Origin of the sequence: Pseudomonas sp. LAIL14HWK12:I1, from assembly GCF_003202095.1 — a bacterium.
GTDB lineage: Bacteria > Pseudomonadota > Gammaproteobacteria > Pseudomonadales > Pseudomonadaceae > Aquipseudomonas > Aquipseudomonas monteilii.
Genome location: NZ_QJKG01000008.1, coordinates 253,078 through 270,171 on the forward strand (window position 1 = coordinate 253,078; position 17,094 = coordinate 270,171).

The following is a 17,094-nucleotide window of genomic DNA, read 5'->3' on the forward strand; positions in this document are numbered from 1 at the left end:
GGCATTGAGTGCAGCCAAGGAGCGGCACTGATGTCCAGCCAGCCAAACACCCAATTCCACAGCGATCTCGACAGCTCGCCCTTGCTGCTGCCGGCCAAAGTTCTGCGCAACGACGCCGAAGCCTTGCAAGCGGCCCGCGAACTGGCTGAGGTCGCCCGCGAGCAGGCCGCACGCCGCGACCAGCAACGCAAACTGCCTTGGGCCGAGATCGAACTGTTCACCCGCAGCGGCCTGGGCAGCATCAGCGTACCCAAGGCCCACGGCGGCCCCGACGTGTCGTTCGAAACCGTTGCCGAAGTGTTCCGCGTGATCAGCGCCGCCGACCCGGCCCTGGGGCAGATCCCGCAGAACCAGTTCGGCATGCTGCAACTGATTCGCCTGACGGCCACCGAGGCGCAACAGGCGCTGATCTTCCGCAGCGTGCTCGACGGTTGGCGCATCGGCAATGCCGGCCCCGAGCGCGGCACCAAAGACACCCTCACCCTCAAGGCCCGGATCACTCGCGCTGGCGACAGCTATCGCATCAGCGGCGAGAAGTTCTATTCCACCGGCGCCCTGTTCGCCCACTGGGTGGCCGTCAAGGCACTGGACGACGAGGGCCGCCAGCGCCTGGCGTTCGTGCGCCGCGGCAGCCCGGGGTTGCGCATCGTCGATGACTGGTCCGGGTTTGGCCAACGTACCACCGCCAGCGGCACCGTGCTGCTCGACCAGGTGCCGGTCGACGTGGAGCTGGTGATCGACAACTGGCGCCAGCGTGAGATCCCTAACATCCAGGGTGCGGCGTCACAGCTGATCCAGGCGGCAATTGATGCCGGCATCGCTGAAGCAGCGATTGATGATGCGATCACCTTCGTGCGCGAAAAGTCTCGCCCGTGGATCGAAGCCAACGTGGACCGCGCCAGCGACGACCCGTATGTAATCGCCGACATCGGCCGCCTGAAGCTTGAGCTACACGCCGCCGAAGCCCTGCTGAGCAAGGCTGCGCGGGTACTGGACGAAGTCAATGCCGCGCCAATCGACGCAGCCAGTGCGGCGCGAGCCTCGATTGCCGTGGCCGAGGCCAAGGTGCTGACCACCGAGATTGCCCTACAGGCTAGCGAAAAGCTGTTCGAGCTGGCCGGCAGCCGCGCCACCCTTGCCGAATTCAACCTCGACCGCCACTGGCGCAATGCCCGGGTGCATACCCTGCATGACCCGGTGCGCTGGAAGTACCACGCGGTGGGCGCGTACCACCTCAACGGCACCCTGCCTGCGCGGCATTCCTGGATCTGATTTGCTGCCTTTGGGGCCGCTGCGCAGCCCTTCGCGGGCGAGCCCGCGAAGGGCTGCGCAGCGGCCCCCGGAGAACACCATGACTACAAATATCATCACCAGCGACACCGAAGCCCTGGCAGTCGCCGAAGACATCGCCCAGCAACTGCGCCGCGACAGCGCCCTGCGCGACCGCGAACGCCGCCTGCCACACGCCGAACTGGAGCTGTTCACCCGCTCCGGCCTGTGGGCGATCAGCGTACCCAAGGCCTTCGGCGGCGCTGGCGTGTCCAACGTCACCCTGGCCAAGGTCATCGCCCGTATCGCCCAGGCCGACGGCTCGCTCGGGCAAATCCCGCAAAACCACTTCTACGGCCTGGAAGTACTACGGGTAAACGGTACACCCGAGCAGCAGCAACGCCTGTACGCCGAAGTACTGGCCGGCAGGCGTTTCGGCAACGCCCTGGCCGAGCTGGGCACCAAGACCGCCAACGAGCGCACCACTCGCCTGAGCCGAGATGGTGACGGTTTCCGCATAAACGGCCGCAAGTTCTATTCGACTGGCGCCATTTATGCCCAGCGCATCCCGACTTCGGTCGTTGATGACCAAGGCGTACAGCAACTGGCCTTCGTCCCGGCCGACAGCCAGGGCCTGCAAGTGATCGACGACTGGAGCGGTTTCGGCCAACGCACTACCGGCAGTGGCTCGGTGGTGTTCGACAACGTGTACGTCAGCGCTGCCGACGTCGTGCCGTTCCAGAGCGCCTTCGAGCGCCCTACTCCGGTCGGCCCGCTGGCGCAGATCCTTCATGCCGCCATCGACACCGGCATCGCCCGCGCCGCTTATGAAGATGCCCTGCACTTCGTGCGTACCCGCAGCCGCCCGTGGGTCGATTCCGGGCTGGACAAGGCCACCGATGACCCGCTGACACTCAAAAGCTTCGGCCACCTGGCCATCCGCCTGCACGCCGCCGAGGCCCTGCTGGAACGCGCCGGTGAATACCTCGACCGCGCCCGCGACGACAGCACCGCCGACAATGTGGCCGCCGCCTCCATCGCCGTGGCCGAAGCACGGGCCATCAGCACCGAGATTTCCCTTGCCGCCGGTACCGCCCTGTTCGAACTGGGCGGCAGCCAGGCCACCCTGGCCGAACACAACCTCGACCGACACTGGCGCAACGCTCGCGTGCACACCCTGCACGACCCGGTGCGCTGGAAGTACCACGCCATCGGCAACTACTACCTCAACGATGCCAACCCGCCACGCCGGGGGACTATCTGATGGCCAAGCAGCTCCTGCTCAATGCCTTCAACATGAACTGCATCGGGCACATCAACCACGGCCTGTGGACCCACCCACGGGACACCTCGACCCAGTACAAGACCCTGGACTACTGGACCAACCTGGCACGCCTGCTGGAACGCGGCCTGTTCGATGGGCTGTTCATTGCCGACATCGTGGGTACCTACGACATCTACGGCCAGTCGCTGGACGTCACCCTCAAGGAGTCGATCCAGCTGCCGGTCAACGACCCGCTGCTGCTAGTCTCGGCCATGGCAGCAGTTACCCGCCACCTGGGTTTCGGCCTTACCGCCAACCTCACCTACGAGGCGCCGTACCTGTTCGCCCGCCGCCTGTCCACCCTCGACCACCTGAGCAATGGCCGGGTGGGCTGGAACATCGTCACCGGCTACCTCGACAGCGCCGCCCGGGCCATGGGCCTGGCGCAACAACCGGAGCATGACCGCCGCTACGACCAGGCCGACGAATACCTGCAGGTGCTGTACAAGCTGCTGGAAGGCAGCTGGGCCGACGATGCGGTGGTCGCCGACCGCCAGCAGCGCGTGTACGCCCAGCCCGACAAGGTGCGCAAAGTCAGCCACCACGGCGAGTTCTACAACGTCGAGGGCTATCACCTGAGCGAACCCTCGCCACAGCGCACGCCGGTGCTGTTCCAGGCCGGCAGCTCGCATCGCGGCCTGGCCTTTGCCGGCAGCCACGCCGAATGCGTGTTCATCAGTGGCCAGGACAAAGCGGCCACACGCGCCCAGGTCGACAAGGTACGCGCCGCTGCGCAAGCGGCCGGCCGCGACCCGCAGGCAATCAAGGTGTTCATGGGGATCACGGTAATCGTCGCAGCCACCGAGCAAGAGGCCCAGGCCAAGCATGCCGAGTACTTGCGCCATGCAAGCCCTGAAGCCGGCGTCGCGCACTTCGCTGCATCCACCGGCATAGACTTTGCGGCCTATGAACTGGATGAGCCAATCGGCTTCAGCCAGGGCAACGCCATTCAGTCCGCCACGCGCCAGTTACAAGACAACGCCTGGACCCGCCGCCGTCTGCTTGAGCAGCACGCCCTCGGTGGCCGCTACGTAACCTTGGTCGGCGCACCCGAACAGGTGGCCGATCAGTTGATCGCATGGATTGATGAAACCGGCCTGGACGGTTTCAACCTGACCCGTACCGTCACCCCGGAAAGCTTCGAAGACTTCATCGACCTGGTCATCCCGCAACTGCAGCGGCGTGGCCGCTACAAGACGGCCTACGCCGAAGGCACCCTGCGCGAGAAGCTGTTCCAGTCCGACCACCCGCACTTGCCCGCCGATCACCCTGGTTCGGCCTATCGTTTTGTCCCTTCCCCTGCCCCGACTGGAGTCCCGCACCATGCTTGAGAAACTGTTCCGGCCCGTCGCGGCCGTTGCCCTCACCCTTGGCCTGTCCGCCCACGCCCTGGCAGCCGACCCACTGAAGATCGGCACCACCTCGGCCTTTGCGATACCGCTGGAAGCCGCCGTGGAAGAAGCGCACAAACAAGGCCTGGAAGTGAAGCTGATCGAGTTCAGCGACTGGATCGCACCCAACGTCAGCCTCAACAGCGGCGACATCGACGTGAACTACTTCCAGCACATCCCGTTCCTGGAAAACGCCAAGGCAGCTGCTGGCTTCAACCTGGTGCCTTATGCACCGGGCATCATCAACAACGTTGGCCTGTACTCGAAAAAGTACAAAAGCTTTGCCGAGCTGCCTGAAGGCGCCAGCGTGGCCATTGCCAACGACCCGATCAACAGCGGCCGTGGCCTGCAACTGCTGGCCAAGGCCGGGCTGATTACCCTCAAGCCGGGCGTTGGCTACAAGGCCACCGAGGACGACATCGTCGCCAACCCGAAAAAACTGAAAATCCTTCAGGTCGAGGCAGTTCAGCTGGTCCGCGCTTACGATGACGCCGACCTGGTGCAGGGGTACCCGGCCTACATCCGCCTGGCCAACAGCTTCGACGCAGGCTCTGCGCTGCTGTTCGACGGCCTGGAGAACAAGGAATACGTGATCCAGTTCGTCATTCGCCCACAGAGCAAGGACGACCCGCGCCTGGCCAAGTTCGTCGACATCTACCAGCACTCGCCAGCCGTGCGTGCAGCGCTCGACAAAGCCCACGGCAAGCTCTACCAGGCCGGCTGGGAAGGCTGACATGAGCCAGGCCAGCGCGCTCAGGGCGCCTACCCCCCAACCATTGCCGCCAACGGTCAAGGAACAGGCCCTGCGCCCGGAGGTCAATGAAGCCCATGTGCGCTTTATCGGCCTGGGCAAGACCTACCCTGGCCAGGCACAACCGGCCTTGCAAGGCATCGACCTGAACATCCGTCATGGCGAGATCTTCGGCATCATCGGCCGCAGCGGGGCCGGCAAGTCATCGCTGCTGCGCACCATCAACCGACTGGAGCAACCCAGCCAGGGCCGGGTGCTGATCGATCAGGTGGACATCGCCCCCTTCGACGAAGACCACCTGGTGGCGCTGCGTCGGCGCATCGGCATGATCTTCCAGCACTTCAACCTGATGTCGGCCAAAACCGTGTGGCAGAACGTCGAGCTGCCGTTGAAAGTGGCCGGTGTGGCCAAGGCCGAGCGCCAGCGCAAGGTGCGTGAACTGCTGGAGCTGGTTGGCCTGCAGGAAAAACACCACGTCTACCCGGCGCAGCTGTCCGGCGGGCAAAAGCAGCGCGTCGGTATTGCCCGGGCGTTGGTACACGACCCCGAGATTCTGCTGTGCGACGAGGCCACCTCCGCGCTGGACCCGGAAACCACGGCCTCGATCCTTGAGCTGCTGCGCGACATCAACCAGCGCCTGGGGCTGACCATCGTGCTGATCACCCACGAAATGGCCGTGATCCGCGATATCTGCCACCGGGTGGTGGTGCTCGAGCGTGGCGAAGTGGTCGAACAGGGCGAGGTCTGGCGGGTGTTCGGTTCGCCTCGCCACGAGGTCACCCGCACCTTGCTTGCACCACTGCAGGCCAGGCTGCCTGCCGCGCTGCAAGCCAGCCTGCAAGCCAGCCCGGCGAGCCGCGACAGTGCCGTGGTGTTGAAACTGACGGTGCTGGGCGAACCTGAACTGTCTGCCCTGTTCAACGAACTGGGTGGGCGTGTGCGCTTGCTGCAGGGCGGCGTGGAGACCATTGGCGAACATGTCTTGGGCCAGCTGATCCTGTCGGTGCGGCACTCGCCGCATGACACTCATCAATTACTGGAGCGCGCCCGCCGCTGGGCCGAGGACGTGGAGGTACTGGGCCATGTGGTTTGATCGCCTGCTGGAAGGTTTGCTCGATACCCTGTTGATGGTCGGCGTATCGTCGCTGATCGCCCTGCTGGTAGGGGTACCGATGGCGGTGCTGCTGGTCACCAGCGACAAAGGTGGCATCTTCGAAGCACCGCTGCTAAATCGCGTGTTGGGCGCCTTCGTCAACCTGTTCCGCTCGATCCCGTTCCTGATCCTGATGGTCGCGCTGATTCCCTTTACCCGCCTGGTGGTAGGCACCACTTACGGCGTATGGGCGGCGGTGGTGCCGCTGACCATTGCCGCCACCCCGTTCTTCGCGCGGATTGCCGAGGTCAGCCTGCGCGAAGTGGATCATGGCCTGGTGGAAGCTGCGCAGGCCATGGGCTGCCGACGCTGGCACATCGTCTGGCATGTGCTCTTGCCTGAGGCGCTGCCCGGCATTGTCGGCGGCTTCACCATTACCCTGGTAACCCTGATCAACTCTTCGGCCATGGCCGGCGCGATTGGTGCGGGGGGGTTGGGGGATATTGCCTACCGGTATGGCTACCAGCGTTTCGACAGCCAGATCATGCTGACCGTGATCGCCATGCTGGTGGCGTTGGTGGCGTTGATCCAGCTGGGCGGGGACCGCTTGGCGAAGGGTTTGAACAAGCGTTGAATGCCGGGGCCGCCTTGCGGCCCCGGCAATCTCAATCCCAGCGAAGATCCCCAGCCGGTACCGGCCGCCCGAACCAGTAGCCCTGCCCCAGCTGACACTGCTCTTGCAGCAAGAAGCTGGCCTGCTCTGCCAGCTCGATGCCCTCGGCATGCACCTGCATACCCATGCTGTGGGCCAGGGCGATGATCACCCGCACGATCGCGATGTCGTCTTCATCGTGCGGCAAACCGGCCACGAAGCCCTGGTCGATTTTCAGCTTCTGCACCGGCAAACGCTTGAGCCGCAGCAGCGACGAATACCCGGTGCCAAAGTCATCGATGGCCAAGGTCACCCCCAGCTCACGCAACCGGTGCAACTGCTCCAGTGCCACTTCCGGGTCTTCCATCACCGCGCTTTCGGTTACTTCGAGCTCCAGCATGGCCGGGGCCAGGCCCGTCTCGTGCAGCACTTCGGCCACTTGCCGGTACAACTCGTGCTGGCCAAACAGGCGGCTGGAGATGTTTACCGCCACGAACGCCAGCTGCCGGCCTTCAGCCTGCCACTGCACCATTTGTCGGCAGGCCTGGCGCAGCACCCAGGTGTCGATCTCGGCAATCAGCCCCGTGCGCTCGGCAATCGGGATGAACTCGCCCGGCGGCACCAGGCCGCGCTGGGGGTGCTGCCAGCGCACCAGCGCTTCGACCCCGACTTGTCGGCCTGAAGCCAGGTCATGTACCGGCTGGAAGTACACCCGCAGCTCATCCTGCTCCAGGGCCCGGCGCAGATCACCGGCGGTCTCTACCCGGTGCTGGGCATGGGCGGTCAGCTCTTCGGTATACAGCGCATAGCACGCCCGCCCGTTGCTCTTGGCTTTGAACAGCGCCGAATCGGCATTGCGCAGCAGTTGTTCGGCACTCAACGCATCGCTGGGGAACAGGCTGATGCCCGCACTGACACTGATGAACAGGCGATGGCCATCGAACTGGAACGGCTCGCGCATACGCTCGATGATGCACTGCGCCAGCTTGCCCGCCTGGCCGACCTGCTGGCAGTTCTCCGCCAGCACGCCAAATTCGTCGCCACCCAGGCGCGCCAAGGTCACGCCTGCACCCAGTACCTCCCCCAGGCGCTCGCCCACCAGCTTCAGCAACTGGTCACCGATGGTGTGGCCCAGGCCATCGTTGATGCTCTGAAAGTGGTCCAGGTCCAGCAGCAACAGGGCACAACCGCGCTTGTTGGCCTGGGCCGCCGCCAAGGCCTGCTCGACGCGGTCGGTGAACAGCAGGCGGTTGGGCAGGCCGGTCAACGGGTCGTGGTGGGCCAGGTATGCCAGTTCCTGCTCAGAATGCTTGATTGCGCTGATGTCACTGAATACCGCCACGTAATGGCTCAGTTCACCATCGTCGCCGCGAATGGCGCGAATGGTCTGCCATTGCGGGTAGATTTCGCCGCTTTTGCGCCGGTTCCAGATTTCCCCGCTCCATTCGCCCTTATCGGCCAGCGTGGCGAAGATCTGCTCATAGAACGGCAACCCATGGCGGCCTGATTTGAACTTGTTCGGGCGCTGCCCGATGACCTCATCCTGTTGGTAGCCTGTGATGCGCATGAACGCGCGGTTGACGTGCACGATCAGGCCGTGGCGGTCCGTGACCAGCACCCCTTCGAGTGTGCTGTCGAACACCGCAGCCGCCATGCGCAGCCGTTCCCGGTCTTCACAACGCAAGCGGGCACCACGGCCGATGAAGTTCAGCAGACGCACCCGCGACACGTAAATCAGCAAGGCACTGAACAGCACCCACAGCACCACGTTGATCTGCCGCCCCACGGTCAATGCAAGGGGATCGTCAGTCATGCCGTGCAGCACCACCTCGGCCAGCACCAGCCAGAGGATCGAGAGCACCACATACAGCGCAGCCATGCGCAAGGCGTCGCGAACGGAAACAGACATGTCGGGTGGGATAGCCCATCAGAAATAATGGGGCAGTATAAAGGCTGAAACATGTCGTGACCTCCTATCTGAACGGGTGACTGGTTTTATTTCCCTCCCGAGGGATAATCAGCCCCTCCTCCTGCATTCCGAGGGTTTTTACACCTATGTGGTACAACGGCCTGCTCGACTTGTCGGCCTGGCAACTGGTCGGCATCACTCTGTTGATGACCCATGTGACCATTGTCAGCGTCACGGTCTACCTGCATCGCTACTCCGCGCACCGGGCCCTGGAGCTCAACGGCGCGCTCAAGCACTTCTTCCGCTTCTGGCTGTGGCTGACCACGGCGCAGAACACACGCGAGTGGACCGCCGTCCATCGCAAACACCACGCCAAATGCGAAACCCCCGACGACCCGCACAGCCCTGTTCACAAAGGCCTGAGCACGGTATTGCGCAAGGGTGCCGAGCTGTACCGGGAAGAGGCGCGCAACCCCGAAACCCTGCGCATTTATGGCAAGAACTGCCCGGAGGACTGGATCGAGCGCAACCTCTATTCGCGCTACAAGCTGGGCGGCATTGCACTGATGGCCGTCATCGACCTGCTGCTGTTCGGCACCATCGGTATCACCATCTGGGCCGTGCAGATGATGTGGATTCCGTTCTGGGCGGCCGGCGTGGTCAACGGCCTGGGCCACGCACTGGGCTATCGCAACTTCGAATGCCGCGACGCTGCCACCAACCTGGTGCCATGGGGCATCGTCATTGGGGGTGAAGAACTGCACAACAACCACCACACCTACCCCAACTCGGCCAAGCTGTCGGTCAAGCGCTGGGAGTTCGACATGGGCTGGGCCTGGATACGCCTGTTCTGCCTGTTGCGCCTGGCCAAGGTGCAGCGTGTGGCGCCGATCGCTCACCGGGTGGCGGGCAAGGCCAGCCTGGACATGGACACCGCCATGGCCATCCTCAACAACCGCTTCCAGATCATGGCGCAGTACCGCAAGCTGGTGATCGGCCCGCTGGTCAAGCAGGAGCTGGCCCGGGTAGACGCGTCGGTAAGTCACCACTTCCGCCGCGCCAAGCGCCTGCTGTCGCGTGAAACCAGCCTGCTGGAAGACCGCCACCACATGCGCATCGAGTCCATGCTTGCGCACAGCCAGGCGCTGAAGACCATTTACGAAAAACGCCTGGCCCTGCAGCAGATCTGGGCGCGCACCAGCGCCAACGGGCACGACATGCTAGCGGCCATGAAGGACTGGGTACACGAAGCCGAAACCAGCGGCATTCATGCCCTGCGCGACTTCGCAGCGCAGCTGAAAACCTATTCCCTACGCCCCTCCGGCGCCTGACCGCCGTTAGTCGGCATGCCCCCTTTCGGGGCATGCCGTTCGGAACTTCGCCCCCTCGCCACCACTCAAAATCGCACATCGCCCGCGTGGCGGGCAGGATGCTGGCCGCACGCTTTCAAGTCGAGACCCGATTCGTGCACATGGCCAAGAACATCCCCACGATCCTGCCCGGCACTCCGCCTCCTGAAGCCGCCCAGACCCTGCTGGCCTTGCTCCACGCCCAAGGCGAAGTCGCCCGCCTGAGCGAACGCGAGCAACTGTTCAGTTCACTGCTCGACAGTGTCAATGCGGTGCTCTGGGCCTTCGACTGGGAAACCCGCCAGGTGCTGTACGTAAGCCCCGCCTACGAGCGAATCTTCGGCCGCCCGGTCAGCCTGGTGCTGGCCGACTACAACGAATGGCGCGACAGCATCTACCCCGACGACCTGGAGTACGCCGAGCGCAGCCTGGCCCAGGTGCTGCTCAAAGGTTCGGTGGAAGACCGCGAATACCGCATTCTCAATGCCGACGGTCAACTGCGCTGGCTAAGTGACAAGTGCTACATCAACCAGCAGCACGACGGCGACCGGGTGATCATTGTCGGCATCGCCGAAGACATCACTGAAAAGAAGCAGCTTGAAGGCGAGTTGCAACGCCTGGCCACCACCGACGTGCTGACTCAAAGCAGTAACCGTCGGCACTTCTTCGAGTGCGCCCAGCGAGCCTTTGACAGCGCCCGCGAAGACGGCACACCGTTGGCCTTTTTGCTGCTCGATATCGATGATTTCAAGCGCATCAACGACAGCTACGGTCACCAGGAAGGCGATCAGGTGCTACAACGCATCGCCGACAGCGGCAAGGCCGTGCTACGCCGTGGCGACCTGTTCGGGCGTATTGGTGGTGAGGAATTCGCGGCGGTGTTCCCGGGTTGCAATGCCCAGGCGGCAGAACAGATTGCCGAACGCTTGCAGCGGGCGATTCAGCGTTTGAGCTTTAGCCATGAAGAGCAGGTGTACGGGGTGACAGTGAGCCAGGGGCTAACTGCGCTAACGGATGAAGATGTGACGCTGGATAGCCTGTATGCCCGGGCCGATGCGGCAATGTACCAGGCCAAACGGCAGGGCAAGAACCAGATCGTCTGCGGCTAGCCTTTGGGGGCGCTTTGCGGCCCCTAGTCCTCAGCTGGAAACTTCCGCCTCAGCCAAAGGCGGCTCTTCCTGTGGCTTCACATCCGGATTCTCCACTTTGCGCAGGCGGCTCAACTCCGGCAAACCCAGCTTGAGCAACCGCGCGGTCTTGCCACTGGCCACCTTCTCCATCCCCTGCTCGGCCGGCAGCCGTGACAACTGCCCAGCCAGGTTCATGGCCAGAATCTCCCGCGAATAGACACCACCGCCAAGCTGGTAAATGGCCGCGATCAACTCCCGCAGCGCCAAGGGCAAGCGCCAGCGGGTACGCAGCGCCGAGCCGAACGCCGCACCAAATTCGTCAAGCGACAGCTGCACCTTGTCCTCGTCCAGCTCGCCGCCGGCCAGGCGCCACTCCTGTAGGCAGCGCAACACCGCCAAGTCACCCAGGCAATGCAGCAAACCCGCGCAATAGCAACGCCCTTCGTCCAGTTCGAGCATGCGCGCCAAGGTACGGCCATATTCGGCAGTGTGCAGCGACAGGTCCCAGTAACGGGCGGCATGTTCCGCCAGCAACGGGTCGCTGAGGCGTGCGCTGCGCTTGAGGGTCATGCCCAGGATCAGGTTCATGCTCTGGGTACTGCCAAGCTTGTTCAAGGCCTGCAGCAACGTTTGTACCGGGGCGTCACGGTGCAGCGCGGCGCTGTTGGCGGCGGCAATCAACACGGCGGTAACCTGAGGGTCGTTACGCACTTCCTCTTCGAGCACCTTCAGGTTCAGGCCCTGGGGGTTGAGCGCTCGCTTGATCGCCACCTGCACATCGGCCAACAGCGGCCCACCATCGGCGGTAGCACGGCGCTGCTCAAGGTAAGCGGGAAGGCTGGCGCCAGCCTGCAAGGCCGGCACCGGGCAGGCGATTTCTTCGCCAACGGCCACCAGCAGCTCTTCCAGGCGCTTGCGCAGGTTGTCCAGGTTCAGTGGTTTGCTCAGGTAGGCGGTGGGGTGCAGAGGCAACACCTCGCGCACACTGGCGCTGTCGCTGCGGTTGCTCATGAGGATGAACGGCAAGCCCGGCCCTTTGGCGCGGACCTTGCGCAGCAGGTCCAGGCCGTCGACACCGGCCAGCTCGCGGGCGGCGATGATCAGGTCAGGCTTGTTGGCCAACAGGTTGAGTGCCTGCGAGCCGTCGGCGCATACCTGCAGCCGGGCATCACAACGCACGCTGAGCAGCATCTCGCTGAGCATGTCACGTACCCAGGGATCACCCTCGACAATCAGTACGTGTGGTGCGGTGGGGTTTGCAGCGCTCATCGCCAACAGCTCCTGATTAGCCTGACACACAGTCCGTCGCAGCTTCCAAAGCAAATCCTCCGCTAACGATAGCGCCCCAGGGCTTTTCTGGGCACAAAAAAAACCCGCCGAGGCGGGTTTTTTCTGAAGCGCGTCACATCATGCGAGTTCAGCGAAGCACTCTTCGATGATGGCCAGGCCTTTGTCCAGCAGGGCGTCTTCAGCAGTCAGCGGTACCAGGATACGCAGGACGTTGCCGTAGGTGCCGCAGGACAGCAGGATCAGACCCTTGTCGCGTGCCTTGGCAACAACCTGGCCAACAGCAGCAGCGTCCGGGGTGTGAGTGCCTTTCTCGAAGACTTCGACAGCAATCATCGAGCCCAGACCACGGACGTCGCCGATGATCGGGAACTTCTTCTGGATTTCGCGCAGGCCAGTGGTCAGGCGCTCACCCACAGCCTTGCTGCGGTCCAGCAGTTTCTCTTCTTCGAACACTTCGATCACGGCCAGGGCCGCGGCGCAAGCGATCGGCGAACCGGCGTAGGTGCCGCCCAGGCCGCCTGGCGCGATGGCGTCCATGTACTCGGCCTTGCCGCACACACCGGCCAGCGGGAAGCCGCCAGCGATGGACTTGGCGAAGGTGGTCAGGTCAGGCGCAACGCCCATCTGTTCCATGGCGAAGAAGGTACCAGTACGGCCAGCGCCGGTCTGTACTTCGTCGGCGATCAGCAGGATACCGTGCTTGTCGCACAGTTCGCGCAGGCGCTTCATCAGCTCTTTCGGCGCTGGCAGGAAGCCGCCTTCGCCTTGTACTGGCTCGAGGATGATCGCGGCGATGTCGCGTGGCTCGGCATCGTTCTTGAAGATGCGCTCGACCGAGGCGATGGCGTCGTCAACGCTGATACCGTGCAGTTCGCTCGGGAACAGGGCGCGGAAGATGCCGCCTGGCATCAGGCCCATGCCAGCGGAGTACGGCACGACCTTGCCGGTCAGGCCCAGGGTCATCATGGTACGGCCGTGGTAGCCGCCGGTGAAGGCGATGACACCAGCGCGGCCAGTGGCAGCACGGGCGATTTTTACGGCGTTTTCAACGGCTTCGGAGCCGGTGGTGACCAGCAGGGTCTTCTTGTCGAAGTCGCCTGGTACCAGCTTGTTGATCTTTTCGCACAGCTCTACGTAGGGTTCGTAGGCCAGCACCTGGAAGCAGGTGTGGCTGACTTTGGTCAGCTGATCTTGCACGGCTGCAACCACTTTCGGGTGCAGGTGGCCGGTGTTCAGTACTGCGATGCCGCCGGCGAAGTCGATCAGTTCGCGGCCTTCAACGTCGATCACGGTCGAGTTCTTCGCGGTGTCGACGAAGATCGGGTGAATTTGACCGACGCCACGTGGGACGGCAGCTACACGACGTTGCATCAAGGATTCGTTGGTCTTGCTCATAATGCCCTCATTGCGCCGACAGGAATGGCGCTTTTATTCGGGGGTGGCTGGGAGTGCTCGCGAACAGTATTCGTTGATCGACTGCCGCAAACGCCCTGGCCACCAGGTACTGCGATGTAAAAAAGGCCAGCGAGACGTCGCTCTCGCGCCCCGCTGGCAGAGGTAAAGCCTTTACCGTGCTATCAGACGCTGATGCACAGGTATTTGATTTCGAGGTAGTCCTCGATACCGTACTTGGAACCTTCGCGGCCCAGGCCCGAAGCCTTGATGCCGCCGAATGGCGCGACTTCGTTGGAGATCAGGCCGGTGTTGATACCCACCATGCCGTATTCCAGGGCTTCGGCAACACGGAACACACGGCTCATGTCGCGGGCGTAGAAGTACGAAGCCAGGCCGAACTCGGTGTCGTTGGACATGGCGATGACTTCGGCTTCGTCTTTGAAGCGGAACAGCGGCGCCAGTGGGCCGAAGGTCTCTTCCTTGGCGACGGCAGCGGTCTTCGGTACGTCAACCAGGATGGTCGGCTCGAAGAAGTTGCCTTCGATGATCTTGCCACCGGACAGCACCTTGGCGCCTTTGCCAACGGCGTCTTCGATGTGCTCCTGAACCTTGGCGACAGCTTTACCGTCGATCAGCGGGCCAGTGGTGGTGCCTTCTTCCAGGCCGTTACCGATCTTCAGCTTGGCGACAGCGGCGGCCAGCTTCTGGGCGAACGCGTCGTAGACGCCGTCCTGCACGTAGATACGGTTGGCGCAGACGCAGGTCTGGCCGTTGTTACGGTACTTGGAAATGATCGCGCCCTCGACCGCCTTGTCCAGGTCGGCGTCGTCGAACACGATGAACGGGGCGTTGCCACCCAGCTCCAGGGAAACCTTCTTGATGTCCTTGGCGCATTCTTCCATCAGCTGGCGACCGATTTCGGTCGAGCCGGTGAAGGACAGCTTGCGTACCAGGGAGTTACCGGTCAGCTCGCCACCCACTTCGCCAGCGCTACCGGTGACGACGCTCAGCACGCCAGCCGGGATACCGGCACGGTGCGCCAGCTCGACCAGAGCCAGTGCCGAGTATGGGGTTTGCGAGGCAGGCTTGAGCACCATGGTGCAGCCAGCGGCCAGGGCCGGGCCGGCTTTACGGGTGATCATGGCGGCCGGGAAGTTCCACGGGGTGATGGCCGCGGTAACGCCGATTGGCTGCTTGATGACGATCAGACGCTTGTCTGGCTGGTGGCCAGGGATGGTGTCACCGTAGACGCGCTTGGCTTCTTCGGCAAACCACTCGATGAACGAGGCGGCGTAGGCGATTTCGCCCTTGGCTTCGGCCAGTGGCTTGCCTTGTTCGGTGGTCATCAGGCGAGCCAGGTCGTCCTGGTTCTCGATCATCAGTTCGAACCAGCGACGCAGCTTGGCCGAACGCTCTTTGGCGGTCAGGGCACGCCAGGCCGGCAGGGCCTTGTCGGCGGCTTCGATGGCGCGGCGGGTTTCCGCGGTGCCCATCTTCGGCACGGTACCGATGACTTCACCGGTGGCCGGGTTGGTCACCTTGATGGTCTGGCCGTTGTCCGCATCCAGCCACTCACCATTGATGTAGGCTTGCTGGCGGAACAACTGAGCGTCTTTGAGCTGCATGTCGGCTTCCCGAATTGTTGATTGTTGAAAAGCGCCCAAGGCAGGGCATCGAGCGTTTGAAATCTCAAACGAATGCTAAGCGGCTGCTGGGGTGTTGGACAATAGGCTGTTCGAAAAAAAGAACGAATGGTTGAACACCCTATCCGAAATTGCCCGCAAAATGGCCGGTACAGGGTAGACCAACACGCTGAAGAAAATGTGAAGGGAGGACCGACGGCCCTCCCGGCAGGGATGAATCAGAAGGCCTTGGCCAGGTCGATCACCAGTGCCCGGTAGCCGACACTGCCCGGCTGACGGCTGTGCACCTTCAACTCCACCAGCACCTCCTGGGTCCCTCGCCGCACTTCGTTGAGCACGGTCGTGGTCAACTTGTCCGGCGTCAGGAAGTTTACCGATGCCGAGTAGATGAACTGGGTATCGGTCTCCGGCCGGTAAGCCACCACCGAAGTGACCGGGCTGTACCACTCGTCACCGCGCTCCTTGCCGTACTCCCACACCTGCTCGACCGTGCCCTTGGTCTCGTCGATGCGGTATTCCACTGCCCGGCTGTAGTTGCCGCTCAGCTTGGTCGGTGCAAAGTCACGGCCCCAGCCGTTGTCGAACACGGTCAGCGTACCCTTGCCGGTCAGCCAGGCCGTGTGCTGGGTCCACGACCAGTCGAAACCTTCGCTTTCGACCGGTTTCAGTACCTTCTCACGCAGATGCCGCGGCCAGCCTTGGGGCGAGGCAAGGATCCATTTCACCTGCTTGTCGCGGCCGATCTTCGCCACGCCCTGGTGCCGTGCTGAAACGATGATGCTGTCGTCATCGGCGTCGTAGTCGATGGCATTGACGTGCGCCCAGTTGCGCCCGGTGCCCACGCCGGGGGTGTCACCAAAGGGCAAATCACCTTCGGCCAGTTCATTTGCCAGCCGCTCGTCTTGCTTCTGCACCCCTTCCGGCAACTGAATGGCGGCCTTGCCCAAGGTTTCCAGCAAGTCGCCTCGATACGGATCGAGGATCTGGTTGAGGTCCCAGAAGTCCAGCACATCCCCGGCCTCGTTAACCTCGATGATGTGGTCACGGATCGAACGTACGCGCTTACCGTCCGGGCGGCGATAGTCGCTGGTACCCACCCGCAGCAGGTAAGTACCGTTGGTGGTCTCGCGGATTTCATGGGAGAAATCGGCGAACTTGTCGGGCAGCGTGCGCTGCCAGATACGCCGCCCCAGCAGGTCGTACTTGGAATAGGTCTGGCCCTGGCCCCAGATCAGCTTGCCATCGCGGGTCTGCTGGAAACCCATAGTGCCGCCCAGGCCATCGCGGCGGTTGGAATCGTGGATCTGCTCGATGTCCAGATACCAGCGCACATCGCCGTTGCTGTCGGCGATCCAGTTGTTGCCCACCTGGTCCCACTCCGCCGCACCGCCCAGGGCGTTCCACTTGAAGGCACGGCCACCCGGTATGTCACCCTGCAAGTGGTTGAAGAGGTAAAGGCGCTTTTCAAAACCCGACGCCACCTTGATCGGCTCCACTTCCGGCAACGCGGCGGTCTGCTTCGCCACCACCGGCAGGCGCACGGCCGGGGCGTAGATCTGGTACTGCTGGCGAATGCGCTCGCCGTCCAGCTTGTAGGTCACTTCCACCTGGTTGACGTGGTCCGGGTACAGGCCAAACACCGGGATGCCGCCGTAGGTCCACAATGAGCGATCAGACACGTCATAGACGATGTCCACCCCGCGCTCGCCGCGCCCCAGCACGCGCACATGCGCGTCACTCAGGCTGCGCCCACCGTCGCGGATAATCGCGGTCAGCGGTGCCAGCCGGTAGGGGTTGACCACCACGTCACCGAGCAGCGTTTCGTCGCGTTCCGGCACTTTCGCGGTCAGGCAGGCGCCCTCAGGCAATGCAGGGGTTTCAGTCTTGGCATTCATGGC

At 63.2% G+C, this 17,094-nt stretch carries 13 protein-coding genes; 8 read left to right on the forward strand and 5 right to left on the reverse strand.

The features are described 5' to 3' along the window. The first annotated feature begins 30 nt into the window (after window positions 1-30). The 6 genes from D906_RS20410 (at window position 31) to D906_RS20435 (ending at window position 6,462) form a co-directional block, all read left to right on the forward strand. Window positions 31-1,272, forward strand: a complete 1,242-nt coding sequence (locus D906_RS20410; RefSeq protein WP_019096909.1) for an SfnB family sulfur acquisition oxidoreductase — start codon at window positions 31-33, stop codon at window positions 1,270-1,272. 79 nt (window positions 1,273-1,351) lie between these two features. Beyond that, window positions 1,352-2,533 carry an SfnB family sulfur acquisition oxidoreductase gene (locus tag D906_RS20415; RefSeq protein WP_025754086.1) on the forward strand — a complete coding sequence of 394 codons (1,182 nt, stop codon included), beginning with the start codon at window positions 1,352-1,354 and terminating at the stop codon, window positions 2,531-2,533. Continuing rightward, window positions 2,533-3,924, forward strand: a complete 1,392-nt coding sequence (locus tag D906_RS20420; protein WP_027615957.1) for an LLM class flavin-dependent oxidoreductase — start codon at window positions 2,533-2,535, stop codon at window positions 3,922-3,924. The genes D906_RS20415 and D906_RS20420 overlap by 1 nt, the downstream gene beginning before the upstream one ends. Continuing rightward, on the forward strand, window positions 3,917-4,717 hold the full coding sequence (locus tag D906_RS20425; RefSeq protein WP_027615958.1) for a MetQ/NlpA family ABC transporter substrate-binding protein: 801 nt from the start codon (window positions 3,917-3,919) through the stop codon (window positions 4,715-4,717). The genes D906_RS20420 and D906_RS20425 overlap by 8 nt, the downstream gene beginning before the upstream one ends. Window position 4,718: 1 nt before the next feature. Next, window positions 4,719-5,828 carry a methionine ABC transporter ATP-binding protein gene (locus D906_RS20430; protein ID WP_019096486.1) on the forward strand — a complete coding sequence of 370 codons (1,110 nt, stop codon included), beginning with the start codon at window positions 4,719-4,721 and terminating at the stop codon, window positions 5,826-5,828. Continuing rightward, a complete protein-coding gene (locus D906_RS20435) occupies window positions 5,818-6,462 on the forward strand; it encodes a methionine ABC transporter permease (protein WP_008096606.1) in 645 nt (214 codons plus the stop codon). Before D906_RS20430 ends, D906_RS20435 begins: the two co-directional genes overlap by 11 nt. Window positions 6,463-6,493: 31 nt before the next feature. On the opposite strand, the gene dibA is transcribed toward D906_RS20435, so the two are convergent. Further along, complete coding sequence (dibA, locus tag D906_RS20440) at window positions 6,494-8,389, reverse strand: phosphodiesterase DibA (RefSeq protein WP_025754087.1); 1,896 nt, start codon at window positions 8,387-8,389, stop codon at window positions 6,494-6,496. 146 nt (window positions 8,390-8,535) lie between these two features. On the opposite strand from dibA, the gene desA reads away from it, so the two are divergent. Both desA and D906_RS20450 read left to right on the forward strand, forming a co-directional pair. Continuing rightward, entirely contained in the window at window positions 8,536-9,720 is a 1,185-nt protein-coding gene (desA, locus tag D906_RS20445; protein ID WP_019096488.1) for a delta-9 fatty acid desaturase DesA, read from the forward strand. Between the two features lie 98 nt (window positions 9,721-9,818). Beyond that, window positions 9,819-10,847, forward strand: coding sequence for a sensor domain-containing diguanylate cyclase (locus tag D906_RS20450; protein ID WP_016714437.1), 1,029 nt, complete (start codon window positions 9,819-9,821; stop codon window positions 10,845-10,847). 30 nt (window positions 10,848-10,877) lie between these two features. Here D906_RS20450 and D906_RS20455 read toward each other — a convergent pair whose 3' ends face one another. From D906_RS20455 to D906_RS20470, 4 genes are all read right to left on the reverse strand, one after another. Next, the gene (locus tag D906_RS20455; protein WP_027610177.1) at window positions 10,878-12,137 is read right to left on the reverse strand and encodes a response regulator; all 1,260 of its coding nucleotides are present in this window, start codon (window positions 12,135-12,137) and stop codon (window positions 10,878-10,880) included. Window positions 12,138-12,275: 138 nt separating this feature from the next. After that, window positions 12,276-13,553 (reverse strand): 4-aminobutyrate--2-oxoglutarate transaminase, encoded by a 1,278-nt coding sequence (gabT, locus tag D906_RS20460; RefSeq protein ID WP_019096490.1) that lies wholly within the window; start codon window positions 13,551-13,553, stop codon window positions 12,276-12,278. A 182-nt stretch (window positions 13,554-13,735) separates the two neighbouring features. Then, window positions 13,736-15,178, reverse strand: a complete 1,443-nt coding sequence (gene gabD, locus D906_RS20465) for an NADP-dependent succinate-semialdehyde dehydrogenase (protein ID WP_015268576.1) — start codon at window positions 15,176-15,178, stop codon at window positions 13,736-13,738. 236 nt (window positions 15,179-15,414) lie between these two features. Then, complete coding sequence (locus tag D906_RS20470; protein WP_027610178.1) at window positions 15,415-17,091, reverse strand: aryl-sulfate sulfotransferase; 1,677 nt, start codon at window positions 17,089-17,091, stop codon at window positions 15,415-15,417. Window positions 17,092-17,094: the final 3 nt, after the last annotated feature.